The sequence below is a fragment of the Pseudomonas sp. TH15 genome, assembly GCF_016651105.1.
In the GTDB taxonomy this organism is placed as follows: Bacteria; Pseudomonadota; Gammaproteobacteria; order Pseudomonadales; family Pseudomonadaceae; genus Aquipseudomonas.
In genome coordinates this window covers 4,307,542-4,332,107 of sequence record NZ_JAEKEL010000001.1, presented here as the reverse complement: position 1 = coordinate 4,332,107, position 24,566 = coordinate 4,307,542, and the positions used below count along the sequence as shown (strand labels likewise).

Sequence of the window (24,566 nt, the reverse complement as noted above, 5' to 3'; positions counted from 1 at the left end):
AGAGGCGGGGGCGTTTCATCGCTGTAACACATTGAAAAATATTTTCGCTTGACCCCAAACCTTCCTAAAGCCTGGCCGATATAGCTAACAGGCGCACAAAGACTCCTTCGAACAGTGACGCCGGGCTGAACCCGTTTACGGGCCAGTGATTACGGCAAGGACGCTCGCAGTTACCTCATTCGAGAGTCCTCCTATGTCTTTGCGTAACCTGAATATCGCCCCGCGTGCCTTTCTCAGTTTTGCTTTTATCGCCTTGTTGGTGATTTTGCTCGGCGTATTTGCCGCCAACCGCATGACGACCATTCGCCAGGCGTCTGTCGACATGCAGACCAACCAACTGCCTAGCGTCGGTTACCTGGGCGTCGTTACGGAAAACGTCCTGCGCTTGCGCATCCTCTCGTTCCGGATTCTGGTCAACCGCGATCCGGCGGGTTTGCAGGAAGCGCAGACCCGCATCGGTGTGTTGGTCGACAAGGTGCGCAGCGCGCAAGCCAGCTACGCCGCACTGCCTGCTGGCGGCGAAGAACTTGCGCAATACCGGGCGTTTGCCGCGACGCTCGACAGTTATCTGCAAGCGCAAAACCAGATGATGGAGTTGTCGCGACAGGACAAGGTCGATGAGATGCGTACGCTGATCAATACGCGGATCAAGGACGGCACTGACCAGATGGGCGAGCAGCTCAACAAACTGATCGCAATCAATGCTGCCGATGCGAAGAGCGCCTCCCAGGAAGCGGGTGAACATTACGACAGCGCCATCACCGGGATCATCATCGTTTCGGTGGTGGCTGCGCTGGCCACGGTTTTGCTGGCCCTGCTGCTGACGCGCAGCATTGTCACCCCGCTGAACCGCGCAGTCGCCGCCGCGCAAACCATTGCTGGCGGCAACTTGACCAAAACCATCGAAATCGATGGCAAGGATGAACCGTCCCGCCTGCTCGGCGCTTTGTCGGTCATGCAAGCCAACCTGCGCAAAACCATCGAGCAGATCGCCGGTTCCGCCACTCAGTTGGGTGCCGCCGCTGAAGAGCTCAGTGCAGTCACCGAAGAAGCCTCGCGCGGCCTGCAACAGCAGAACAACGAAATCGAACAGGCCGCCACTGCAGTCAATGAAATGACCGCCGCCGTCGAAGAAGTGGCACGCAACGCGGTGTCGACCTCCGAAGCCTCGAACCAGTCGACCCAGGCTGCCCGTGAAGGTCGCAACCGCGTGGTGGAAACCGTTGACGCGATCCAGACTATGACCCACGACGTGCAAAACACCTCGGTGATGATCGAAGGCCTGGCGGCTCAGGGTCGCGACATCGGCAAGGTACTGGACGTGATCCGCGCCATCGCCGAGCAAACCAACTTGCTGGCGCTCAACGCCGCAATCGAAGCGGCTCGTGCCGGTGAAGCCGGACGTGGTTTCGCGGTGGTGGCAGACGAAGTTCGGGCGCTGGCCCACCGCACCGCGCAATCGACCCAGGAAATCGAAAAAATGGTCGCCGGCATTCAGAACGGCACCGGTGAAGCAGTCTCCTCGATGCAGCAAAGCAATCAGCGCACCCACAGCACCCTGGAATTGGCCCGCGCCGCCGGGGTTGCGTTGGAGCAGATCACCCAATCGATCCATATGATCAACGAGCGCAACCTGGTCATCGCCAGTGCTTCGGAAGAACAGGCCCAGGTGTCCCGCGAAGTCGATCGCAACCTGGTCAACATTCGTGACCTGGCTATCCAGTCCGCCGCCGGTGCCAACCAGACCAGCACCGCGACGCATGAACTGTCGCGTTTGGCGGTGGATTTGAATGCGATGGTGGCGCGATTTGTAATTTGAGATAGGGTTGTGACTGGAACACGCGCGATAGGAGAAGTACATGCGCTATTCAGCCCTGACCCAACGCATCGCCGGTGACGGAGCGGCGGCCTGGCAGATTCATGATCGAGCGCTGGAGTTGCGCGAGCAGGGCGTTGATGTGCTGCTGCTGTCGGTGGGCGATCCGGATTTCGATACGCCCAAGCTTATTGTGCAGGCTGCGATCGACAGCCTGCTGGCCGGCGACACTCATTACTCCGACGTACGCGGCACCCGGGCGCTGCGTAACAGCATCGCCAGCCGGCATCGGAGACGCAGCGGTCAGGCGGTGGATGCCGGGCATGTGATCGTGTTGCCGGGTGCGCAATGCGCGGTGTATTCGGTAGCGCAATGCCTGCTCGATCCGGGCGATGAAGTGATCGTCGCCGAACCGATGTATGTCACTTACGAAGGTGTTTTCGGGGCCTGCGGGGCAAAAGTGGTTCCGGTGGCGGTGCGTCCGGAGAATGGTTTTCGGGTGGATCCGGCCGATGTCGCGGCGCTGATCACCCCCAAAACCCGGGTGATTCTGCTCAACAGCCCAAACAATCCGTCTGGTGCCAGCCTTCCATTGTTGATCTGGCAGGAACTGGCGGTGCTCTGCGTTCGTCACGACTTGTGGCTGATCAGCGATGAGGTCTATAGCGACTTGCTGTACGAAGGTGAGCACATCAGCCCGGCCAGTTTGCCCGGCATGGCCGAGCGCACCGCGACCATTAATAGCCTGTCAAAATCCCACGCCATGAGCGGTTGGCGGGTCGGTTGGGTGATCGGTCCAAAACCCTTGGCCGAACACTTGGTGCACCTGTCGTTGTGCATGCTGTTTGGGATTCCGGATTTTGTGCAGAACGCTGCGCAAGTTGCACTGGACGGGGACTTGCCGGAAGTGGCGCAAATGCGTGAAGAATATCGCCAGCGCCGGGACCTGGTGTGCGAGCGTTTGCAGGGTTGTCCGGGGTTGTATCCGATTCGTCCCGATGGCGGGATGTTCGTGATGGTCGATGTACGCCAGACGGGGCTGTGTGCCCAAGGGTTTGCCGAGCGGTTGCTGGAAGGGTATGGGGTGTCGGTGCTGGCGGGCGAGGCGTTCGGGCCGAGTGCGGCAGGGCATATTCGACTTGGGTTGGTGGTGGATCAGGTGAAACTGGCGGATGCGTGTCGGCGGATTGCGCTGTGTGCGGCGCAGCTTTTACAAGCGCGCAGTGCCTGATGGATCTGCATTGTCTGTTCCGGCCCAATCGCGAGCAAGCTTTGCTCCTACACAAAAGGCATGCGTCGCACCTGTAGGAGCAAAGCTTGCTCGCGAAGACGGCGGCGAAAACGCTACAAATCTCAGCCCCGCCAGACAGATGGATTCACCAGATTCGCCGGTTTCTCTCCCTTCAGCGCGGCCATCAGATTCTCCACTGCACAGCGCGCCATCGCCTCACGCGTTTCATGCGTCGCCGAGCCCATGTGCGGCGTCGCCACCACATTGTCGAGCTGCAACAACGGCGAGTCATGACTCAACGGTTCACGCTCGAACACATCCAGCCCCGCCGCGCGAATTTGCTTATTGCGCAAGGCATCGATCAGCGCCGCCTCATCTATTACCTTGCCCCGCGAGATATTGATGAAGATGCTTTCCGGGCGCATCAATGCAAACTGCTCGGCACCGATCAAACCTTCGGTCTGCGCCGTCAGCGGCAAGGTCAGGCAAATGAAATCGGCCTGTTTGAGCAAATCTTCGAGGCTGCGGTACTGCGCATCGAATCGCTCCTCGACTGCCGGTTTACGCGACTGGCTGTGATAGAGCACCGGCATGCCAAAGCCGAAATGACCACGCTGGGCCAGCGCTTCACCGATGCGGCCCATGCCGATGATGCCCAGCGTCTTGCCGTGCACATCGGTGCCAAACTGCGCTGGGCCGATGTTGCGGCTCCACTGGCCGGCGCGAACCAGGTTGGCCAGTTCTACTACGCGTCGGGCGGTGGCCAGGATCAGCGCGAAACCGGTGTCGGCCGTGGTTTCGGTCAGCACGTCGGGAGTGTTGGTCAGGACGACTTTGCGTCGAGTCAGGTAGTCGATGTCGTAGTTGTCGACGCCCACCGAAACGCTGGCAATCGCCTGCAGTTGCGGCGCGAGATCCAGCAACGCAGCATCGAGTTTCAGACTGGCACCGAGCAGACCGTGGGCGCGGGGCAGGGCGTCGCGCAGTTGCATGAGGCCGTCAGCGTCGAGGCTTTCGATCAGTGTTACCTCGCACTGTTCTTGCAGGCGCGCCATCAGCGCTGGCGAGAGTTTCTTGTACAACACGACGTGTTTTTTCATGGCAAAAGTCTCTTCAGGAATGGGCCGGTACGCGGCGCGCAGTCACGGCTTTGGCCACGACCCGGTCACTGGCGCCGGGCTTGAGGAAAATCGTCAGCACCACCGAGAGCATCAACGCGCCGCTCATCAACAGATACGACGCGCCGGGCGAACCGGTGGTGCTGTTCAAGTAGCCGACCAGATAAGAACCGCCAAACGAGCCAAGTGCGCCCATGCTATTGATCAGCGCCATGGCGCCACCGGCAACGTTGGCCGGCAGGATCTCCGGGACGATCGCAAAAAACGGCCCGTAAGGTGCGTACATGCAGGCGCCGGCGATCACCAGCAAGGTGTAGGACCACCAGAAGTGTTCAGCGCCCAACGCATAAGAACCGTAGAACGCAATCGAGGCGATGAGCAGCGGCGGCCACACAAAGCGTTTGCGCTTCTGCAATTTGTCCGAGCCCCAGGACACCGCAAGCATGCCGATCACCGCTGCCAGGTACGGCAGCGCCGAGAGCCAGCCGGCTTCGACCATGTCCATCTGCAAACCAGCCTTGAGGATCGACGGCAGCCACAGCACAAAACCGTAGACGCCAATGCTCCAGCAGAAAAACTGCAAGGCCAGCACGATCACTTTCGGCGAGCGGAAGGCTTCGGCGTAGTTCTTCACGGCTTTGATGCCAACCTGTTCGGCGGCCAAGGCGCTTTCCAGGTCTTGTTTTTCCTGGTCGCTGAGCCACTTGGCCTGGGCTGGACGCTCATCGGCCAGACGCCACCAGATAAACGCCCAGATCACCGCCGGCAGACCCTCGACGATGAACATCCAGCGCCAACTGAAATGCTGCACCAGATAGCCCGACACCACCGACATCCAGAGCATGGTCACCGGGTTGCCGAGGATCAGAAAGGTGTTGGCCCGGGAGCGTTCGGCACGGGTGAACCAGTGGCACAAGTACACCAGCATCGCCGGCATTACCGCCGCTTCGACCACGCCGAGCATGAAGCGAATGACGATCAGCCAATAGGCGTTGGAGACGATCCCGGTCAGGGTGGCCAAGCCGCCCCAGAGGATCAGGCTGACGAAAATCAGCTTCTTGACGCTGTGCTTCTGGGCATAGATCGCGCCGGGCACCTGGAAGAAAAAATAGCCGAGGAAGAACAGCGCACCGAGCATCGATGACAGACCCGGTGTGATCATCAGGTCGGCGGCCATCCCGGAGGCGGCGGCGAACCCGTAGTTCGCGCGGTCGAGGTACGCCAGGCTGTAGGTGATGAATACGATGGGCATGATGTACCACCAGCGGCGGGCGGCGAGTGTTGCAGTTTTCATGATGGTGCTCCTGAGCTTGTTGTTTTTGTCGCAGCAGGTAACGGTTTAAACTGTATTGCGAGTCAAAGGACGCCTTCGCGAGCAAGCTCTGCTCCTACAAAGGCGAGCGCACGGCTTACCCTTGCAGGAGCAAAGCTTGCTCGCGATTAGCAGTTTCGAATTCAACGGGTAACTCACGGCGGGTCGGCAATCCCTCCATATCCCCCCGACTCTGCACTGCACGACTACCAATCCAGTTGGCGCGCTTCACGGCGTCGGCAAAACTGTGGTTTTCCAGCAGAGCGCTGATCATCCCTACGGCAAAGCCATCGCCAGCCCCGACAGTATCGACAACCGTTTGCACCGGTACGCCAGCCACAAAACCCTGATCCAGATGTGTGCGGTAATAAGCGCCGTGCGGCCCGAGTTTGATCGCCACGGCTTCGGCACCTTGGTCGAGGTAAAACGCCGCAATGTCCGCCGGGTCTTCAAACCCGGTCAGCAAACGACCCTCGCTCAAACCCGGCAGCACCCAATGGGCGAGGGCGGCGAGGCGGTTGATCTCGGTAATCATCTGTTGCTCGCTGGCCCACAGGCTCGGGCGCAGGTTCGGGTCGAAAGACACGCTGCGACCGGCCGCGCGCATGCGGGTCATTAATTCGAAGGACATTTCCCGAGCGCTGGCCGACAGTGCCGGCGGAATGCCGGTGGCGTGCAAGTGCCGGGCGTTGAGCAGTTGCGTGGTAATCGACTGCACCGACAAATGGCTGGCTGCCGAACCACGGCGGAAATATTCGACCACCGGGTCGCTGCCATCATCGGTACGCGACTTGAGCTGAAACCCGGTGGGGTGCGCCGGGTCGATAGCGACATGGCGGCAATCCAGGCCTTCTTTCTCCAGCGTATCGATCACAAAGCGACCCAGGGAATCAGCGCCGACCCGGCTCAGCCAGGTAACGTTGAACCCCAGTCGCGACAAGCCGATGGCGACGTTGCTGTCGGCCCCGGCAATGCGTTTATGAAAATGGCCAACCTCGGCCAGGTCGCCGTTCTGCTCGGCGACGAACATCGCCATGGTTTCGCCGAACGACAGAATATCGATCTCAGACATGCGTGCTCTCCAACCGTGATTGACCGAGGCGGGCGAGGGTGGCGACATGCTCGGTGGTCAGTTGCACCAGGTCATCGCCTTGCAGCGGATATTCCGCCGCCCGCATTACGCCTTGGGCCATATGCCGCAGCAGTTGTTCCCATAAATGCAGGTCGGCGGCGCCGGGCGGTATCGCCACCAATTTACCGTCGGCCCGGCGGACCACCGCTTTGCAATGCACGTAACCGACATGCCGACCGAGCAACCGCGCGGCGCTGGCGGCGGACTGGTCCTGCCATTGCCAGTTGCCGATGTCGAAGGTCATTTTGATCGGCAGGTTGTGCTGCTCGACTTCATTGAAGAAACGCTGGAACGGTTCGATGCGGCCGCCGTGCAAGGTCTGGTCGTTTTCGACCAGCAGTTGCACCGGGCTCTGGCTCAGCTGCCGCGCCAACGCCTGGAGATCGTTGTTGTCGGTGAAGTAGCCGAGGGAGACTTTCAGCCATTTGGCGCCGAATGTTTGGGCCCGTTGCAGGGTTATGGCCAGCTCGGGATTGGGTTTCGATTGACCGGCGAGCCACAGCTCAATGGGCGAGGAGTAGACGCTTTCCAGGCCTTGGGCCTGGGTGGCGTCGGCCAGTTGCGTCGGGTCTTCAACCGTCAACAACTCTTCGCGCCATTCGATGCGCGTGGCGCCGGCGGCGGCCAATACGTCGACAAAACTGCCTTGACCGAGTTGACGGACCAGGTCGGCGCCGTAGCTCGACAGGCTGATGGAAACGGGTGGTTTATTCATTGTTATCTACCTCTGAAACCGGTTTCATTTTTGTTCAAAAAAATATGGGATGTTTCCGCGGTGTTTTTTCGTGCCTCATCGCTGGCTTGCCAGCTCTCACCGGTTGAGGGGTGTACAACACTTTTGTGTATGACCCGCAAACGGTGGGAGCTGGCTTGCCAGCGATAGCGTCAGTTCAACCACCACCGCCTCCAAGGGTCGACCCACGTACCACCAACCGCGCCGCAAAATCCACCGTCCGCACCGGCCCGATATCCCCGCGCAACCGTTTGAGCAAACACTCAAACGCACTCGCACCAATCTCCGCCGTCGGCTGGGCGAGGGCGGTAATCCCGCTGCCTACCAACGGATACCAATCCAGATCATCGAGGGCGATCAGTCCGACATCCTCAAACAGATTGCACCCCAGTTCCCGCAACGAATGAGTGCTGGCCAACGCCGCAATCCCGTTGGCACAGAACAGCGCTTTCGGCCCCGGGCCGGGTGCATCGAGGAAGGTTTTCAAACGTGAAGTCAGGTCGCTGCCGGTCTCAACCACAGTCCCTTGTAGCGCAGGGCGTTGCTGAATCTGTGCCTTGAAGCTGCTTACCCGCTCGATCCGCGAACTGGTCCCGTCAAACGGTTCAGTCACCAGCAACACATCGCGGTAACCGCGCTCTTCAAGGTGGGCGAGGGCCAGTTCAACGGCGGCCGGGTTATCCAGACCGACCAAATCACTCTCGAGCTGCTCAACCTTGCGATCCACCAGCACCAGCGGCATTTCCCGATGCAGTTCGCGCAGCTCATCACGGTGATGGCCCAGGGTGTTCACGATCAAGCCTTCGATGTTGTACGAGCGCAGCAACGCCAAGTGCTGACGCTCCTGCTCGTCATCGCGATCGGTGTTGCACACCACCAAGCTGTAGCCGTGCTGGCGGCAAGCGGTTTCCACGCCATGCATCACGGCAATCGAATAAGGGTTACGGATATCGGCCACCAGCATGCCAATCAGGCGAGTTCGCCCGCGTTTAAGGCCACGGGCCATTTGGTTGGGGCGATAGCCCAACTCGCTGATGGCTTGCTCGATGCGCAAGGCAGTGGCATCGGAGAGCAGCGCGCGGTCGTCGCCGATAAAGCGCGACACGCTGGCCTTGGACACGCCCGCGTGTTCGGCGACATCGAGCATGGTGACGCGGCTGCGCTGGGCGGCGGAGAAATCGTTCATGGCATTGGTTTTCTTGTTGTTGGAATTCGCATCGGGTTTCGCTGAAACCGGTTTCAGGAGACACCAAACGCCTCACTTTCGTCAAGGCGCGTTTGTCCGCGCGAGCAGGAGAATTTTTTGTATCCCGACGAGCGGTAGTCGTACCTGTCAGATCTGACAGTAGGCATGAGCAGTGGCTAAGCGCCTAATCCGTCTAGGAACAGCGAGAAACCTAGCCCCGGTTTCTGAATCACGAGCGTAAATCCAATGGCCGAAAAAAGTTGGCGAATTCAGGCATAGGCTTATATGCGTTACCGCTAACAGTTGAAGGTATTGATGACGCTGATATTGAGGGACGCGTACCGCTGAATATTCTGCGTGATGGCACTCGCATTGCTATTCCGTACTGGCCAAGCCCGTTCATGAATGATGAACTTTGGATATCGCTTCTTCAAAACGGCAAAGAAACACGTCTATACGAGGCGTTTATTAGTCCGCCACAACGTCCTGTGCTGTATTTCAATTTGACACCTGAGCACTTGGCAACTGATGGAATTGCCTTTCTGTACTACCAGATCTGGAAGGCGGCGGGAGGGAACGATGATTCCTCACCGCAAAAAACACTGACAATCGATCACACGCGACCTGTAGTCCTGACGGATGCAACATTTCCGCATGCCACGTTATGGGGATATTTAAACAACAAAACAATTCCCCCGCTGACATCCGGAGCGACCGTTGCAATTCCTGCTTCAAAAGAGATGGCAAAAGCCGGCGATGTTGCCAAAGTTTATTGGCAAGGCTATGCCAGTTTCAACGGAAGCGGTCCTCCGGTTGCTGGTACATATTTTGAGTCGGAAAAAATATTGCAGCAGCAGGATGTCGATCGTGGCTATAGAGCGGTTGTTCCATTTGATCCATATGTAAGGTTGCTTGTTGATAATGATTCGGCACTCGTCCGTTGGCAGTTGTTTAGAGGCGCCAGATTACTTGGCGAGTCGAAAGAAAATTTGGTGAAAGTAGACAGAGTAACACCTGGCGAAAGCGGCCCTTTTGGCCTGAGTACACAAGGAGAGATGAAAATGGCACTGCAGACGATACCTAAGAAACAAAGGGATCTATCTATTGGCGTTAGTGGCATTGGCGTTAGTGGTATTGGCGTTAGTGACGCTGGCCCTTTGTCGGCGATCACGATAGATACACTGGCTGAAGGCTTCATCGCAAAAAGTGTTTGGGATAGCGGGTCGCTGACGTTCTTCTTTGAGCGAACGCCTGATGAGCTTAATGGTGATGATTTTGATTTCTCGTCCGGTGTAAAAGGTGAAGCTTTAGTCGACTATGGGAGAACGTTTGCCTTGGGTCCAATTGCTGGTAGACCACCGACCCGTATTGCATTCACTGTACCCTCAAGTCTGTTTCCAGAACAACCTACCCCTTTGGCTCCGACGATTTATACGGCGCAGATCAAACTTTATAAAGGCGGTGGCGGTAACGAGGAGGCTTCGAATATCGTAGAGTTTGTAATCGACCAGACTGCACCATTCAATCTAAAAAACCCTCGACGGGATGTAAGGCCGAATCCAGCGCCTGTTTTTGTCAATAGACCAGCAGACGCGCAAGTGACGGTCAACGAAGCCTGGAGAGCACTGCCCGCTAACGCAAATGTGAATATCACGATGAACGTTGGTTATGCCCTGCGCCGTCTGGATGATCATCTGCGTGTCTGGCTAGTGTCTGGCACCCAAAGAATTCAGGTCTGGGACGCTCCCGTCCCTGCCACCGGTGCAATTTCGTTCGCCAATACAGTATTCAGTCAACTACCGAACGGGCGCGTCAATGTTGAATTTGACTGGAGAGACTTGCCAGGTAATCAAAGCCTGATGTCCGTACCCACCGCATTTTTAACCCTGGCACTCGCACAGAGACCGCTGCTCAACAAAGCGCCTCTTGTGCCAAAAACCGATCCCAACTACAGCACCGCAATTTTTCTGGACGATTTTGCCGCAGGCATTTCCGCGATTGTTCAAAATGCGTTTATCGAACACGCGGAGGTGGGCGACCAAATCCACGTGACTATCGAGGATTCGGGGGACGTGACCAACTTTGTCGATCTCCCTCCACAGCCTTGGGCTAATGCGGATCTGACGTTTCCTCTTTTGTACGCAGATCTTGCGAGAGTATTCGCTGATGCCACCGAGCCAAAAAATGTCACGATCAGATCTACAATTACCCGAGCGGGATTGACCCCCGAAGTTCAATCACCAGACGCTATTTTCACATTGGCACTAGACTATGCCGGCCCAACGAATCCAGATCTTCCAGATTTGGTAAACCGGGCAATGCAGCTCCCTGTTGTCACTGGCGCTTCTAAAACACCGAACAGTTTATTGCCCGGGGATCGCAATCAACCTGGTACCTTCGAGGTGGTGTTTGGGCTAACGGATCCGGAAATTACGCCGGAGCAGACAGCAAAATGCTACATAAACAACATTTTGATTGCCGAGTATGTTCCATTTACAAATGAGAATAAGTTCACAGTCAATTTTCCGGCAAGTGTGAGTGCCGCCCTGCCTACCCCGCAAACTAACGCGCATTGGACGATTCAAAAGTCTGGCTCGAACAAAAACGTTATGTCGTCCCTGCCGCAAATCGTCCTGGTGGGTGGCGTACCCATTCCCCTGCCTTTGCCGACAATTAGAATCCGTAACCCTGCCAACCGTGATTTCATCGAGTGCTTCGGGATGATCAGCCCCACCAGTGGTTATATTCTGGGGTTGCAAATTCCCAAAGACCGGCTCCTGCCGCCGGGTAAAACCATCACAGCGCATTTTGCTGCCTACCGCGACTTGGCGGGCACTCAGTTAATTACTGGTACAGAGAGCTCGCAGGATTACGTTATCAAGACAGCCGACTTGCCAGATGTTGCGCCAGTTGGCAGTCCAGCGGTTTTCAAAACGGCGCAACCGGCACGAGGTGCAATTGCCTTTGGGAAGTACTGGTATACAACCGATATTAATGGTCAGCAGACCTCCGCACCTGTCATTAAACCGTTGGATACTATTAGTAATAGTTTCAATTACTGTGATCTGGCAGTCGCGCCTGTCACGGCTCCTTGATTGAACTGATTGGCCTGACTATCGCGGGGAGATTGAAGATCTCCTTCGCGATCTTGTTAACGATGAGAAAAGATTTTATATGAGGGTGATTACGTAAGTTGGAGATAATTCGCCACGCTTAAAGGACTTTTCCTACATAAGATTTTTGTTTTTCTGATTAGTCTGCCGGTCGTTTCTGGGTCGGGTTCTTCACTCGGCTAGAAAACAGTATCGGTAATTTTGTAGGTCTGAGGAGTTTCCCATGCGTTTGTTTTCGAGTCTAAAAAACCCGAACGCTATAAAAAAAACACTGATCGCGAGCACACTTGCGAGCGCGCTTGTGACCGTGCCAGAGGCCTACAGCCGAACACTCCTGCCGGGTGAAAGCGAAGTAGTCACTAATCCTCCCGCACCCGAGGCATGGGTGGTGTCTCAAGGTGGAACGCTGACGATCAACAACGCGATAGCGCTGACCATCAATTCTCAGACTGCCAATGTCGTCTTCAACGGTGGCCAGAGCCAACGTATCAGCGCGGACACTTCGGTGCTGACCATGTCTGGAGCTGACGTCAATAGCGTGACCGGTAGAGGGGCCATCCAGTTGATCGATAGCTCAGCCACCATTGACCGCTCCACCATCACCAGCACCAACAGTTTCGGCCTTCTACTGGGGCGCAATATCAACACGCCGGCGTCATCGACTGCGACAGTGAAAGGTGGCAGTGTGATTTCTGGCGCTGCGGGAGGCGCGAACACAGTAGGTTTTGCGGTATTGAACATCGAAAATTCGACCATCCAAGGCACCGGTGCAACCAGCTACGGTGTGCAGCTCGGTGGTGCAACGCTGTCGGCTAAGGGCAGCACCCTTTCCGGGGTAAAGGATGGCCTGCAAGTGGTAACCGACACCACAGGTATCAACGCCAGCACTGTAACGCTCAGCGATTCGGGAGTGACCGGTGGTACAGGGGCGGCGATTTTGCTGGGCTCTTCTGGCACTGCCGGTACGGTTGCAACCATCAATGTTCTGGGCAACTCCCGATTGATCGGTGGCAACGGCAATCTTCTGCAAGCCACCAACCGTTCCACTGCCAATCTCACTGTTGATGCAAGCCAGTTGAGCGGCAATGTCGTTGCGGATACCGGCAGCTCAATCTCGCTACGGATGCAGAATGGCGCCGCGCTGGCAGGTGATTTGCAAAACGTGACACAGGTTGATCTGGACTCGCGCAGCACCCTGAATGGCAATGTCCGTTCAGTTGCAGGCACGGCGGCCACGGTCAACCTGAACAACAGCGCCGTTCTCAATGGCAACGTTGCAAACGTAGCCAACCTGTCGCTGAGCAATGGCAGTCAGATGACTGGCAATGTGCTGACGGACACCCATGGCGGTGTAGCGCTGGACACCCGTTCGGCAATCAATGGCAATGTCGAAAACGTCTCGAGCCTTGCATTGAACAACGGCAGCAGTCTTACGGGCGATATCATCACGGCTGCCAGCGGCAGTGTGCTGCTTGATAATGCCTCTGTGCTGACCGGGCAGATCAACAATTCGGCCAGCCTGACGATCAACAATTCAGCGCAGTGGGTGATGACCGGCGACAACACTGTGCAACGTCTTGCCCTCGATAGCGGCGTTGTTCGCATGGGCACGGCCGAGCAGTTCCAGCAACTGAATGTGGGCGACCTCTCCGGTCGCGGTACGTTTTTGATGGGCACGGATTTGGGCGATGGAAATACCGATTTCCTCAATGTCACCGGCAACGCGAGCGGGCAACATCAACTGCAAATCGCCGCGACCGGCACGACGCCCGTCACTGCCGAAGCCGTGAAGGTCGGCAATATCGCAGCTGGCGATGCGAGTTTTTCGCTGGGAGGACGTGAAACCGTGGATGCCGGCGCGTTCGTCTATCGATTGACCAGGGAAGGTCAGGGTTTGTATCTGAACCCGGACAAGGAAACCGTCAGTACTTCCAGCAATACCGCACTGGCGTTGGCCGGCAGCGCCCGCAGCGTACTCAACGCCGAGGCTGCGATGCTCACTGACCAGATCGGCGATCGCAGTATGAGCGTTCGCCCTGAAGCTTCGCTGCGGGCGATGGATGACAGTTCGGTCAAGTTGAGTCACAGCGTCTGGGTGCGCAGTTATGGTAACCAGTACAACGTCGCCAATGCTTTTGGCGATGGTTACACACAGAACCAGACGGGCATCACAGGCGGGGCCGACACACTCGTCGAGCTTGGCGGGCGACCTTGGGTCGTGGGTGGGTTCCTCGGGATGAGTCGTACCAACATTGATCTGAAGTATGGTTCCGAGGCCACTGTCGATAGTCTGAATGCGGGTGTCTACGGCAGCACTTTTGATGTTGCCAGCGGTGTATTCGTCAATGTCATGGCCAAGGTCAACCAGTTCGATAACAAAGCCAAGGTGACCATGAGCGATGGCTCTCGCGCCAAGGGCGATTACAAGGCGCTGGGCGCAAGCGGTTCGATGGCGGTCGGCAAGCATATTGAGCTTGGCAATGCCTATTTCGTCGAGCCGCAGGTTCAGCTATCGACCGGCGTTGTCCAAAGCGATGAGTACCGTCTTGATAATGGCTTGCAGGTCAAAGCCGATACCCTGCGCTCGTTCCAGGGCAAAGTGGGGGTTCGTGGTGGCCGGGTGATCACGCTTGATAACGGCAGCCTGCTTGAGCCCAGTGTGTCGACGGCTTTCAATCATGAATTCGTCAAGACCAACGAAGTCAAAATCAACGACAACAGCTTCGATGATGACCGTGCGAGCAGCTCCCTGGAGTATGGCGCTGGTCTGAAGTGGATGCCGGCGCAACGCAATTGGCAGGTTTCCGGTCAGGTTGGCGGCAGCAAGGGCAACACCGTCAGCCAGGACTGGAGCGGCAGCTTGAGAGTCAGTTACTTCTTCTGATGCGCTGAAACAACAAACGCCCCGTGCAAAGCTGCCGGGGCGTTTTTTCGTGCGCTCACCCGAACAGTCCCGCCGCGATGTTGATCGAAAACCCGAGAATCGCCGTGTTGAACACAAAACCGATCAGCGATTGCGCCAACACAATCTTGCGCATGGTTCGGGTGGCCACGCCCACATCCGCCGTCTGCACCGCGACGCCGATGGTGAACGAGAAGTACAGAAAGTCCCAGTAGTTGGGAGTGGTCAGGCCCTCGGCAAAACGCAGTGCCGGCTCCTTGCCGTCCCAGGTGTAGAACAGGCGGGCGTAGTGCACGCTGAAAATCACCCCGATCAGCAACCATGAACCAATGACCGTCGCCGCGGTAAAGGCGTAATGCAGCAGCTTGCGCGATGTTTCCAGGTCTTTGCTGCCGGCCAGTTCGAAGGTGATGGTCGCCAGGCTGGCAATCGCCGCAATGCTCACCATGAACAGCACCAGCCCGGCGTTTTCGTCTTCGATCTCCGCAAGGCGTTTGACGTCCGGTGCCTTGGCACGCGTGGCGAGCCAGACCATCAATACGAGGTAAGTCCAGACCCCGGCGTTCCAGCCGATGAGGATTTTGCTGATGATCGAATCGGCCGGGACAAGCAGGCCGGTGGCGAGTCCGAACAGCGCGGCGGCGGACAGGCGAGGGTGGGTACGGGCGAGAAAGCGCATGGGGACTCGATGGGCGAAGGTGGTTCAGACACCTTAGCTTAGCGATGGCGGATATGACCACAACGCTGGGTGATTGCAATAAACCTGTGGGAGCGAGCCTGCTCGCGAATGCGTCGGATCAGCCAACATTGATGTCGAATCTGAAGACGTCCTCGCGAGCAGGCTCGCTCCCGCATTGGGGCTAGTGGCGTTTAGTCAATCGTTGTACGAGCTTCATGACGACGACGAAGAAGACCGGCACGAAGATCACCGCCAATGTAGCGGTAATCATCCCGCCGATCACTCCGGTGCCAATCGCTTGCTGGCTCGCGGAACTGGCCCCGGTGGCAATTGCCAGCGGCACCACGCCGAGGATGAACGCCAGTGAGGTCATCACAATCGGCCGCAACCGCAACCGCGCGGCTTGCAGCGTGGCGTCGATCAGGTCGTGGCCTTCGTCGTACAGGCTCTTGGCGAATTCGATGATCAGGATCGCGTTCTTCGCCGACAGGCCGATGATGGTAATCAGCCCGACCTTGAAGAACACATCGTTCGGCATCCCGCGCAACGTCACCGCCAGTACCGCACCGAGCACGCCGAGCGGCACCACCAGCAACACCGACGTCGGAATCGACCAGCTCTCATACAGCGCCGCCAGGCACAGGAACACGATCAGCAGCGACAAACCGAGCAGAATCGGCGCCTGACTGCCGGACAGACGTTCCTGCAACGACAGGCCGGTCCATTCCTGGCCCAACCCCGCCGGGCCTTGCGCCACCAGCCGTTCGATTTCCGCCATGGCTTCACCGGTGCTGTGGCCGGGTGCCGGCTCACCGGAAATACTGATGGCCGGGTAACCGTTGTAACGGGTCAGTTGCGCCGGGCCCTGTGTCCATTTGGCCTGGACGAAAGCCGACAGCGGCACCATTTTGCCGTCGTTGTTGCGCACGTGAATCTTCAGCAGGTCCGCGACCTGGCTGCGCTGATCACCTTCGGCCTGAACCACAACGCGCTGCATCCGTCCCTGATTGGGGAAGTCATTGATGTAGGCCGAACCGACCGCCGTGGACAGCACGCTGCCAATATCCGCAAAGGAAACCCCAAGCGCGTTCGCCTGCTTGCGGTCGACTTCCAGTTGCACCTGCGGCGCTTCGGCCAGGGCGCTTTCGCGCACGTTGGCCAGGATCGGACTTTTTTCGGCCGCTGCCAGTAACTGACTGCGAGCCTGCATCAACGTGGCATGGCCGAGGCCGCCGCGATCCTGCAGGCGGAACTCGAAACCACTGGAGGTGCCGAGGCCGTTCACGGGTGGCGGCAGCACGGCAAAGGCCACGGCGTCCTTGATCTGGCTCAGGGCGATGTTGGCCCGGTCGGCAATCGAACTGGCCGAATCATTGCTGCTGCGCTGCGACCAGTCCTTCAACGTGGTAAACGCCAACGCCGCGTTCTGGCCGCTGCCGGAGAAGCTGAAACCGAGAATCACCGTGCTGTCGCCCACACCGGGTTCCGTGGCGTTATGCGCTTCGATCTGCTCCACCACCTTAACCGTACGATTCTTGCTGGCGCCTGGCGGCAGTTGAATATCGGTGATGGTGTAACCCTGGTCTTCCACCGGCAGGAACGAGGAGGGCAGGCGACTGAAGCAAACGCCCAGACCAATCAGCAGCACGCCGTAGATCAACAGATAACGACCCGTGCGCTTCAACGCATAGGCGACCCAACCTTGATAACGCTCGGTCAGTTGTTCGAAGCGGCGGTTGAACCAGCCGAAGAAACCGCCCTTGGCATGGTGTTCACCCTTGGCAATCGGTTTGAGTAGCGTGGCACAGAGTGCCGGGGTCAAAGTCAGGGCGAGGAACGCCGAGAACAGGATCGAGGTGGCCATCGACAGTGAGAACTGCTGGTAGATCACACCCACCGAACCCGGCATGAACGCCATCGGGATGAATACCGCCACCAGCACCAGGGTGATGCCGACGATGGCGCCGGTGATCTGCTTCATGGCCTTGCGCGTCGCCTCCTTGGGCGACAGGCCCTCGGTGACCATGATCCGCTCGACGTTCTCCACCACCACAATGGCGTCGTCCACCAGAATGCCGATGGCCAGTACCATGCCAAACATGGTCAGCACGTTGATCGAAAAACCCAGCGCGAGCATGGTCGCAAAGGTGCCCATCAACGCCACCGGCACCACCAGGGTCGGGATCAGCGTGTAACGGATGTTTTGTAAGAACAGGAACATCACCGCAAACACCAGCAACATTGCTTCGCCAAGGGTGTAGACCACTTTGGTGATCGAGACCTTGACGAATGGCGAGGTGTCGTACGGGATCTTGTATTCCACGCCTGCCGGGAAGTAGCGCGACAGTTCGTCCATTTTCGCCCGCACCAGCGTCGCGGTGCTCAGGGCGTTGGCGCCCGGTGCCAGCTGCACGCTGACGGCGGTCGACGGTTTGCCATTCAGGCGAGTGGAGAACTGATATTCCTGACTGCCGATTTCGACCCGTGCCACGTCACCGATGCGCACAGTCGAACCATCGGGGTTGGCCTTGAGCACGATGTCGGCGAACTCTTCAGGCGTCGACAACTGGCCTTTGACCAGGATGGTCGCGGTGATTTCCTGAGTGGTGCGGGTCGGTAGGTCGCCGATGCTGCCGGCCGACACCTGGGCGTTTTGCGCAACGACAGCGGCATTCACATCGGCGGGCGTGAGGTTGAAACCGATCAGCTTTTGCGGGTCGATCCAGATCCGCATGGCACGCTCGGCACCATACAATTGCGCCTTGCCGACGCCGTCCAGACGCTTGATCTCGTTCATCACGTTGCGCGCCAGATAATCGCTGAGCGCCACGTCGTTGAGCTTGCCGTCATTGGAGGTCAGGGTGATCAGCAGCAGGAAACCGGCGGAGACTTTCTCCACTTGCAGCCCTTGTTGCGTGACCGCTTGCGGCAGGCGCGATTCGACGATTTTCAGACGGTTTTGCACATCCACCTGAGCCATTTCCGGATCGGTGCCCGGTTGGAACGTTGCGGTGATGGTGGCGCTGCCAAGGCTGCTCTGGGACTCGAAATACAGCAGGTGATCAGCGCCGTTGAGTTCTTCTTCGATCAGGCTGACCACGCTCTCGTCCACGGTTTGCGCCGAAGCGCCCGGGTACACGGCGTAGATTTCAATTTGCGGCGGCGCGACCACCGGGTACTGCGCCACCGGCAACTGCGGAATGGCCAGGGCACCGGCCAGCAGGATGAACAACGCGAGCACCCAGGCAAACACCGGGCGGTCGATAAAGAACTGCGGCATAAAAAAGCGTCCTGCTTACTGACCAGTCACCTGGGCAAGTGGAAGAGGGGTGTCGTCGATCTGGACTTTGTCACCGGGCTTGGCGTGTTGCAGGCCTTCGGTAACGATGCGGTCGCCCGGCTTGAGGCCACCGGTGACGATCCAGCGATCGTTCTGCACCGCGCCCAGTTGCACCGGTTGCTGGCCGACACGCTGATTGGCGTCGAGCAGCAGCACCTGGGCAATCCCGGCGCTGTCACGCTGGATGGCCCGTTGCGGCACGCTGATGCCTTGCTGGTTCACGGCTTGTTCCAGTCGCACGCGAACAAAGCTGCCAGGCAGCAGGTCGAGGTCCGGGTTAGGGAACTCGCTGCGCAGGATGATCTGCCCGGTACCCGGATCGACGGTGATGTCAGCAAACAGCAGTTTGCCCGGTAGCGGGTAGAGGCTGCCGTCATCCTGAATCAGCGTGGCCTTGACCTGGTCCTGGCCGACCTGCTGCAACTGACCGGAACGGAAGGCCCGACGCAGGTCGTTGAGTTCCCGGGTCGATTGGGTCAGGTCGGCGTGAATCGGGTTCAGTTGCTGGATCAACGCCAGCGGGGTGGTTTCGTTCTGTCCGACCAGCGCGCCTTCGGTGACCAGTGCCCGCCCGACGCGCCCGGAAATCGGCGCAGTTACGGTGGCATAACCGAGGTTCAGTTTGGCTCGCGCCACGGCTGCCTTGTTGGCGGCCACGTCAGCGGCGGTTTGCCGGGCATTGGCCCGGGCGTTGTCATAGTCCTGGCCACTGATGGCATTGCCTTCGATCAACTGTGAATAGCGCTGCTCTTGCAGTTTGGCCTGGAACGCATTGGCTTCGGCCTTGCGCAAAGAGGCTTCGGCGCTGTCGAGGTCAGCCTTGAAGGGTGCAGGGTCGATGCGGAACAGTACGTCGCCCTGTTTCACATCGCTGCCTTCACGGAAGGTGCGCTGCAACACAACGCCGGCCACCCGGGCGCGGACTTCGGCGATACGCGGCGCAGCAATCCGCCCGCTCAGTTCGCTGGTGATCGCCAGTGGCCGTGCTTCGATGGTTTCGATGCGCACGGTGGCCAGTGGTGCCGCTTCTTCAGCGGTCGAGGACTTGTCACAAGCGCTCAGTGTCAACGCCAGTGCAATCAGGCTGAGCGTGGCAAGCAGATTCTTTGACATGTGAATACCCCAATAATGACCCCCAGCATCCTACGGGGAGGCGACGAGAGTAGCGGTGAAGCTTTGTAGGCGCTGTGTGAAATTGTGTAAGGGTTTTACTCGCGGGTGCGTGAGGGCGTATATCCTTGGCGCCTTGATTTTTTTCAGCGACTGGCAGGCCGCCTTCGCGGGCAAGCCTCGCTCCTACAGGAGAATGTGATACCTCTGTAGGAGCGAGGCTTGCCCGCGAAGAGGCCCGAACAGTCGCCACCGCACTTTCTGGAAACACCCCATGCCCAACATCCTCCTGGTCGAAGACGACACCGCGCTCTCCGAATTGATCGCCAGCTACCTGGAACGCAACGGTTACTCCGTGAGCGTGATCAGTCGCGGTGACCATGTGCGCGAACGTGCCCGGGTCAATCCGCCGGACCTGGTGATCCTCGACTTGATGCTGCCCGGGCTTGATGGCCTGCAAGTCTGCCGGTTGCTGAGAGCCGACTCGGCGACCTTGCCGATCCTGATGCTCACCGCCCGGGACGACAGCCACGATCAAGTGCTGGGCCTGGAAATGGGCGCCGACGATTACGTCACCAAACCCTGCGAGCCGCGGGTGTTGCTGGCACGGGTGCGCACCTTGCTGCGGCGCAGCAGCCTCGGCGAACCGCAGACCGCCAACGATCGCATCCTGATGGGCAACCTGTGCATCGACCTGTCCGAGCGCACCGTGACCTGGCGTGAACAACTGGTGGAGCTGTCCAGCGGTGAATACAACCTGTTGGTGGTGCTGGCCCGGCATGCCGGTGAAGTGCTGAGCCGCGACCAGATCCTGCAACGCCTGCGCGGTATCGAATTCAACGGTACGGATCGCTCGGTGGACGTGGCGATTTCCAAGCTGCGGCGCAAGTTCGATGATCACGCCGGCGAGGCCCGCAAGATCAAGACTGTGTGGGGCAAGGGTTACCTGTTCAGTCGCTCCGAGTGGGAATGCTGAATCGATGTTCAGAATCCTGTTTCGCCTGTATCTGGTAACGATCGTCTCGTACAGCGCGGCGATTTATCTGGTGCCGGATGTGGTGATCAAGCTGTTCCATGAGCGCTTTGTCTCCTACAACCTCGACTATTCCCGTGGCTTGCAGACGTTGATCGTCAAGCAGTTCCACGCCGTGCCAGTTGAACAGTGGCCAGCCTTGGCCGCCGAAATGGACAAGGAATTCCAGCCGCTGCAAATCGTGCTGGCCCGCAATGACGATGCGGATTTCACCCTTGATGAGCAGGAGCGTTTGCAGCGCGGCGAGAACATCGTGCGTATTGGCGATTGGGGTTGGCGGACCTTGGCGGTCGCACCGCTGAACGAGCAGGCGGTGGTGCAAATGGTGGTGCCGCCGGATCCGATGGACGTCAATTTGTTGTACTGGAGCATCAACGTGCTGATCGGCGCGACGATGCTCGCGTGCCTGCTGCTGTGGCTGCGCCCGCACTGGCGCGACCTCGAACGTCTGAAAGGCACCGCCGAACGCTTTGGTAAAGGCCACTTGAGCGAGCGCACCCAGATATCCAAAAACTCAAACATCGGCAGCCTGGCCAACGTATTCGACACCATGGCCGGTGACATTGAAAACCTGCTCAACCAGCAGCGGGACTTGCTCAACGCAGTGTCCCACGAACTGCGCACGCCGCTGACACGGCTGGACTTCGGCCTGGCCCTGGCGTTGTCCGATGACATGCCGGCGCCAAGCCGCGAACGCCTGCAAGGGTTGGTCGCGCACATTCGTGAACTGGATGAATTGGTGCTGGAGCTGCTGTCCTATAGCCGCTTGCAGAATCCGGCGCGCTTGCCGGAGCAGGTTGAAGTGTCGCTGGATGAGTTTATCGACAGCATTTTGGGCAGTGTCGATGAAGAGTTGGAATCACCGGACATCGTCATCGACGTGCTGCTGCATGGTCAGCTCGAGCGCTTCACCCTCGACCCACGCCTGACCGCGCGCGCCCTGCAAAACCTGCTGCGCAATGCGATGCGCTACTGCGAAAAGCGCATTCAGATTGGCGTGCAAGTGTGCCCCAAAGGCTGCGAGATCTGGGTCGATGATGACGGGATCGGCATTCCGGAAGATGAGCGGGAGCGGATTTTCGAACCGTTTTATCGGTTGGATCGCAGCCGGGATCGCGCCACTGGAGGCTTCGGTCTCGGGCTGGCGATCAGTCGCCGGGCGCTGGAAGCGCAGGGCGGGACGCTCACCGTGGAGTCCTCTCCATTGGGCGGCGCCCGCTTCCGGCTATGGCTACCCACCGCCACCTGATATTAATGTAGGAGATGCCGAAGGCTGCGATCTGTTGATCTTGATGTTAAAAAAGCAACATCAAAAAATCGCAGCCTGCGGCAGCTCCTACAGGGGTTAGACGAGGTCGTTTGACTGGATCAGGCCGACCCCGGCCACCTGCATCCGCTCAATCGCCGCAGCCAGCGACCCATCGAGATCAATCGCCCGGCATGCATCCAGCACTACAAACGCATTGAACCCGGCCGCTCGTGCATCGAGCGCCGAAAACATCACGCAGAAATCCAGCGCCAGCCCAACCAGATAAACCGTATCGATCCCACGTTCCTTCAAGTAGCCGGCCAGCCCGGTGGTGGTCGTGCGATCGGCTTCGAGGAACGCGGAGTAACTGTCGATATCCGGATTGCAGCCTTTGCGAATGATCAGTTGCGCATGTGGCAAATCCAGATCGGCGTGCAAATCGGCACCGGGTGTACCCCGAACGCAATGAACCGGCCACAGCGTCTGCTCACCGTAGGGCAACTGAATGGCGTCGTAGGGCTTGCGACCCGGATGGCTGGGGGCAAACGAGGCATGCCCCGCCGGGTGCCAGTCCTGAGCAATGATCACCTGACTGAACTGCCCACCGAGGCGATTGATCAATGGCACGATCAAGTCGCCTTCGGGCACCGCCAGTTGGCCGCCGGGGATGAAGTCGTTCTGTACGTCGATCACCAGCAGAGCGCTGCGTGGTGAAATCTGCATCGGTGTTCCTCCTTGGATAATCACCCGCACAGGATAGTGGCAGCGGCCGTCATGCGCTAAATCGTTCGATCAAATGCCTGGCCAGGCCCTCAAGCTCCGACGCCGGGTTGTGCCCTATCAGCATCCACGCGTGCTCGCGCTCGGTCCAATACACCACATTCATGGCATGCCGCCGTTCGTGAGCCAACGGCTGACTGCCGCTGTTGGAACGGGTGACGCACAGGGCCATGGGGCCATGTTTGGCATCGAGATAGGTTATTTGCGCGATCGGCACGCCGTCGTATTCGAGCATTTGCGCGCGCTTGAGCTCGGCGCCGGGCAGTTTCAGCGTTGCCGGCGACAAACTCAGGCCCAGCCGCGCGTCCACCGTACGCAGCTGCGCGCGCTGGTTCGCCTCGTCAGCCGGCAGATGATCAAGCGTCTGCGGGACGTAAAGTGCCATGTAATCGCTAACCAGCTCGCGCCAGCTGTGGTCTTGCTGCGCTTGCCAGCCGAGGAACAACCGATCAGCCAAGACGCCGCCAGCCACCAGAGTCGCGGCCGCCGCGCCGATAAACCAGCGCCGGCTCAGCCCCGGAATCTCCGGCGCCGGAATACCGTCGAGGCGAGCCTGCAAGCGTTCCAGCGGCGCCTGCTGCGCCAATTCATCGTAGGCGGCTTTGTACGGCAGATTGCTGCGGCTCAACCACTGCACGCGCAGGCTGAGCAGCGGATCGTCGGCGATGTCGCTGTCCAGTTGGCTACGCTGTTCGCGGTCGAGTTCATCGTCCAGGTAGGCGACCAGTTGTTCATCCGAAGGTGTGTTCATGACCGGTCTCCTTCGGTGGTTTTCGGTACAGCGTGCAGGGGTGGGTACTCCGCAAGTTTCAGGCGGGCGGTAGCCAGTCGGCTCATGACGGTGCCGATCGGCACTTGCAGCACCTCGGCCACTTCGCGGTAGGACAGGCCTTCGACGTAGGCCAGGTACACCGTTTCGCGTTGGGTTTCGGGCAAGGCATCGACGCGCCGGATGACCTGCGCGGCCAGCACATGGGTTTGCGCCGCGTGCTCGCCGTCGAACGACAGCGCCTCGTCGGCATTCACCAAGCCCTGGCCCAGGCGCACACGGCGGGCGCGCACTTCATTGAGCCAGATCGAGTGCAAGATACTCAGCAGCCAGCGGTCCATGCGCGTACCGGGCACAAACTGCCCGGCCCGTTCGAGCGCCCGTACGCAGGTGGCTTGCACCAGGTCTTCGGCCACATGCCGTTGTCGGGACAGCAGCAAGCCGTAACGCCATAAACGCGCCAGATGCTGGCCCAACTCTGCTCTAAATGCCTGATCGCTGGCGATGGCGACCTCCGTCCGTTCGGTGTCAGGTTTTCGATGAATCGTTGATGGCTTCGGCCAGGTCCTGGTATTCCTCGCAGGTGCTGCCGCAGATCGACTTGATGTGCTGCAACTGCTCCTGGGCCAGGTCGATACGACCTTTGATCACATAAGCCTCGCCGAGGTATTCGCGTACTTGCGCATACTGCGGGTCGAGTTTGACCGATTGCAGGTAATAGCCGATGCCTTCGTCGGTGCGGCCTAGTTTACGCGTGGCGTAGCCGCGATAGTTCAGTGCCTTGGCGGTGTTGGGATTTTTAAGCGTATCGAGCAGGGCCAGGGCTTCTTCGTAGCGACCGTCCTTGGCCAGGCGATAGGCGTAGTCCACCCGGTCGTTATCCGGCACCAGGCTGCTGGTTTGCAGCACACACTTGTTCGATTTGCTGTCGAACACCTGGCCTTTGGGGCATTCAGGCTTCTGCACCGGCTCGTCTTCGTCACCATTGGCGAAGGCCAGATGACTGGACATGGCAGCCGCCAGCAGCAACGGGGCGGCGAACATAACGGAACGGATAGTCATG

18 protein-coding genes and 1 pseudogene are annotated in these 24,566 nt (G+C 58.8%); 7 read left to right on the top strand and 12 right to left on the bottom strand.

Features of this window, described 5'->3' with window-relative positions; genetic code table 11:
* Positions 1–193: 193 nt before the first annotated feature.
* From JFT87_RS28890 to JFT87_RS19290, 3 genes and pseudogenes are all read left to right on the top strand, one after another.
* A pseudogene (locus JFT87_RS28890) lies at positions 194–961 on the top strand (MCP four helix bundle domain-containing protein); the annotation flags it as partial.
* On the top strand, positions 956–1,819 hold the full coding sequence (locus tag JFT87_RS28885; RefSeq protein WP_416195338.1) for a methyl-accepting chemotaxis protein: 864 nt from the start codon (positions 956–958) through the stop codon (positions 1,817–1,819). The pseudogene JFT87_RS28890 and the gene JFT87_RS28885, both read left to right, overlap by 6 nt.
* 40 nt (positions 1,820–1,859) lie before the next feature.
* Positions 1,860–3,047 (top strand): pyridoxal phosphate-dependent aminotransferase, encoded by a 1,188-nt coding sequence (locus tag JFT87_RS19290; RefSeq protein WP_201203794.1) that lies wholly within the window; start codon positions 1,860–1,862, stop codon positions 3,045–3,047.
* A gap of 122 nt (positions 3,048–3,169) precedes the next feature.
* On the opposite strand, the gene JFT87_RS19285 is transcribed toward JFT87_RS19290, so the two are convergent.
* The 5 genes from JFT87_RS19285 to JFT87_RS19265 form a co-directional block, all read right to left on the bottom strand.
* Positions 3,170–4,147 carry a 2-hydroxyacid dehydrogenase gene (locus JFT87_RS19285; protein WP_201203792.1) on the bottom strand — a complete coding sequence of 326 codons (978 nt, stop codon included), beginning with the start codon at positions 4,145–4,147 and terminating at the stop codon, positions 3,170–3,172.
* A 13-nt stretch (positions 4,148–4,160) separates the two neighbouring features.
* Positions 4,161–5,459, bottom strand: a complete 1,299-nt coding sequence (locus JFT87_RS19280) for an MFS transporter (protein WP_201203791.1) — start codon at positions 5,457–5,459, stop codon at positions 4,161–4,163.
* 115 nt (positions 5,460–5,574) lie between these two features.
* Positions 5,575–6,549: a sugar kinase gene (locus tag JFT87_RS19275; protein WP_201203790.1), complete on the bottom strand. Its 975-nt coding sequence runs from the start codon at positions 6,547–6,549 to the stop codon at positions 5,575–5,577.
* Complete coding sequence (locus JFT87_RS19270; RefSeq protein ID WP_201203789.1) at positions 6,542–7,324, bottom strand: sugar phosphate isomerase/epimerase family protein; 783 nt, start codon at positions 7,322–7,324, stop codon at positions 6,542–6,544. The genes JFT87_RS19275 and JFT87_RS19270 overlap by 8 nt, the downstream gene beginning before the upstream one ends.
* Positions 7,325–7,499: 175 nt before the next feature.
* The gene (locus JFT87_RS19265) at positions 7,500–8,528 is read right to left on the bottom strand and encodes a LacI family DNA-binding transcriptional regulator (RefSeq protein WP_201203788.1); all 1,029 of its coding nucleotides are present in this window, start codon (positions 8,526–8,528) and stop codon (positions 7,500–7,502) included.
* Between the two features lie 260 nt (positions 8,529–8,788).
* On the opposite strand from JFT87_RS19265, the gene JFT87_RS19260 reads away from it, so the two are divergent.
* Together JFT87_RS19260 and JFT87_RS19255 are read left to right on the top strand one after the other, a co-directional pair.
* Entirely contained in the window at positions 8,789–11,623 is a 2,835-nt protein-coding gene (locus JFT87_RS19260) for a hypothetical protein (protein ID WP_201203786.1), read from the top strand.
* A gap of 241 nt (positions 11,624–11,864) precedes the next feature.
* Complete coding sequence (locus JFT87_RS19255; protein WP_201203784.1) at positions 11,865–14,525, top strand: autotransporter outer membrane beta-barrel domain-containing protein; 2,661 nt, start codon at positions 11,865–11,867, stop codon at positions 14,523–14,525.
* A 55-nt stretch (positions 14,526–14,580) separates the two neighbouring features.
* Here the strand turns inward: JFT87_RS19255 and JFT87_RS19250 are convergent, their stop codons facing one another.
* The 3 genes from JFT87_RS19250 to JFT87_RS19240 all read right to left on the bottom strand — a co-directional run bounded on the left by JFT87_RS19250 (position 14,581) and on the right by JFT87_RS19240 (position 19,675).
* The gene (locus JFT87_RS19250; RefSeq protein WP_201203781.1) at positions 14,581–15,222 is read right to left on the bottom strand and encodes a DUF1345 domain-containing protein; all 642 of its coding nucleotides are present in this window, start codon (positions 15,220–15,222) and stop codon (positions 14,581–14,583) included.
* Between the two features lie 181 nt (positions 15,223–15,403).
* Positions 15,404–18,502, bottom strand: a complete 3,099-nt coding sequence (locus tag JFT87_RS19245) for an efflux RND transporter permease subunit (RefSeq protein ID WP_201203780.1) — start codon at positions 18,500–18,502, stop codon at positions 15,404–15,406.
* 15 nt (positions 18,503–18,517) lie between these two features.
* Entirely contained in the window at positions 18,518–19,675 is a 1,158-nt protein-coding gene (locus JFT87_RS19240) for an efflux RND transporter periplasmic adaptor subunit (RefSeq protein ID WP_201203778.1), read from the bottom strand.
* A 271-nt stretch (positions 19,676–19,946) separates the two neighbouring features.
* Between JFT87_RS19240 and JFT87_RS19235 the strand changes: the two genes are divergently transcribed.
* Positions 19,947–20,648: a response regulator transcription factor gene (locus JFT87_RS19235; RefSeq protein ID WP_027923024.1), complete on the top strand. Its 702-nt coding sequence runs from the start codon at positions 19,947–19,949 to the stop codon at positions 20,646–20,648.
* A 4-nt stretch (positions 20,649–20,652) separates the two neighbouring features.
* On the top strand, positions 20,653–21,954 hold the full coding sequence (locus tag JFT87_RS19230) for an ATP-binding protein (RefSeq protein WP_201203777.1): 1,302 nt from the start codon (positions 20,653–20,655) through the stop codon (positions 21,952–21,954).
* A 96-nt stretch (positions 21,955–22,050) separates the two neighbouring features.
* Here the strand turns inward: JFT87_RS19230 and pncA are convergent, their stop codons facing one another.
* From pncA to JFT87_RS19210, 4 genes are read right to left on the bottom strand one after another with little or no spacing between them, the layout of a single operon-like run.
* Positions 22,051–22,677, bottom strand: coding sequence for a bifunctional nicotinamidase/pyrazinamidase (gene pncA / locus JFT87_RS19225; protein WP_201203775.1), 627 nt, complete (start codon positions 22,675–22,677; stop codon positions 22,051–22,053).
* Positions 22,678–22,726: 49 nt separating this feature from the next.
* Positions 22,727–23,485, bottom strand: coding sequence for an anti-sigma factor family protein (locus JFT87_RS19220; protein WP_201203774.1), 759 nt, complete (start codon positions 23,483–23,485; stop codon positions 22,727–22,729).
* Positions 23,482–23,979 carry an RNA polymerase sigma factor gene (locus tag JFT87_RS19215; RefSeq protein ID WP_201203773.1) on the bottom strand — a complete coding sequence of 166 codons (498 nt, stop codon included), beginning with the start codon at positions 23,977–23,979 and terminating at the stop codon, positions 23,482–23,484. The genes JFT87_RS19220 and JFT87_RS19215 overlap by 4 nt, the downstream gene beginning before the upstream one ends.
* Positions 23,980–24,031: 52 nt before the next feature.
* Positions 24,032–24,565, bottom strand: coding sequence for a tetratricopeptide repeat protein (locus tag JFT87_RS19210; protein WP_201203772.1), 534 nt, complete (start codon positions 24,563–24,565; stop codon positions 24,032–24,034).
* Position 24,566: the final 1 nt, after the last annotated feature.

Bases quoted from the DNA above. Each gene is read 5' to 3' on its own strand.
- JFT87_RS28885 (WP_416195338.1), top strand. From the start codon at position 956: ATGCAAGCCAACCTGCGCAAAACCATCGAGCAGATCGCCGGTTCCGCC.
- JFT87_RS19290 (WP_201203794.1), top strand. From the start codon at position 1,860: ATGCGCTATTCAGCCCTGACCCAACGCATCGCCGGTGACGGAGCGGCG.
- JFT87_RS19285 (WP_201203792.1), bottom strand. From the start codon at position 4,147: ATGAAAAAACACGTCGTGTTGTACAAGAAACTCTCGCCAGCGCTGATG.
- JFT87_RS19280 (WP_201203791.1), bottom strand. From the start codon at position 5,459: ATGAAAACTGCAACACTCGCCGCCCGCCGCTGGTGGTACATCATGCCC.
- JFT87_RS19275 (WP_201203790.1), bottom strand. From the start codon at position 6,549: ATGTCTGAGATCGATATTCTGTCGTTCGGCGAAACCATGGCGATGTTC.
- JFT87_RS19270 (WP_201203789.1), bottom strand. From the start codon at position 7,324: ATGAATAAACCACCCGTTTCCATCAGCCTGTCGAGCTACGGCGCCGAC.
- JFT87_RS19265 (WP_201203788.1), bottom strand. From the start codon at position 8,528: ATGAACGATTTCTCCGCCGCCCAGCGCAGCCGCGTCACCATGCTCGAT.
- JFT87_RS19255 (WP_201203784.1), top strand. From the start codon at position 11,865: ATGCGTTTGTTTTCGAGTCTAAAAAACCCGAACGCTATAAAAAAAACA.
- JFT87_RS19250 (WP_201203781.1), bottom strand. From the start codon at position 15,222: ATGCGCTTTCTCGCCCGTACCCACCCTCGCCTGTCCGCCGCCGCGCTG.
- JFT87_RS19245 (WP_201203780.1), bottom strand. From the start codon at position 18,502: ATGCCGCAGTTCTTTATCGACCGCCCGGTGTTTGCCTGGGTGCTCGCG.
- JFT87_RS19240 (WP_201203778.1), bottom strand. From the start codon at position 19,675: ATGTCAAAGAATCTGCTTGCCACGCTCAGCCTGATTGCACTGGCGTTG.
- JFT87_RS19235 (WP_027923024.1), top strand. From the start codon at position 19,947: ATGCCCAACATCCTCCTGGTCGAAGACGACACCGCGCTCTCCGAATTG.
- JFT87_RS19230 (WP_201203777.1), top strand. From the start codon at position 20,653: ATGTTCAGAATCCTGTTTCGCCTGTATCTGGTAACGATCGTCTCGTAC.
- pncA (WP_201203775.1), bottom strand. From the start codon at position 22,677: ATGCAGATTTCACCACGCAGCGCTCTGCTGGTGATCGACGTACAGAAC.
- JFT87_RS19220 (WP_201203774.1), bottom strand. From the start codon at position 23,485: ATGAACACACCTTCGGATGAACAACTGGTCGCCTACCTGGACGATGAA.
- JFT87_RS19210 (WP_201203772.1), bottom strand. From the start codon at position 24,565: ATGACTATCCGTTCCGTTATGTTCGCCGCCCCGTTGCTGCTGGCGGCT.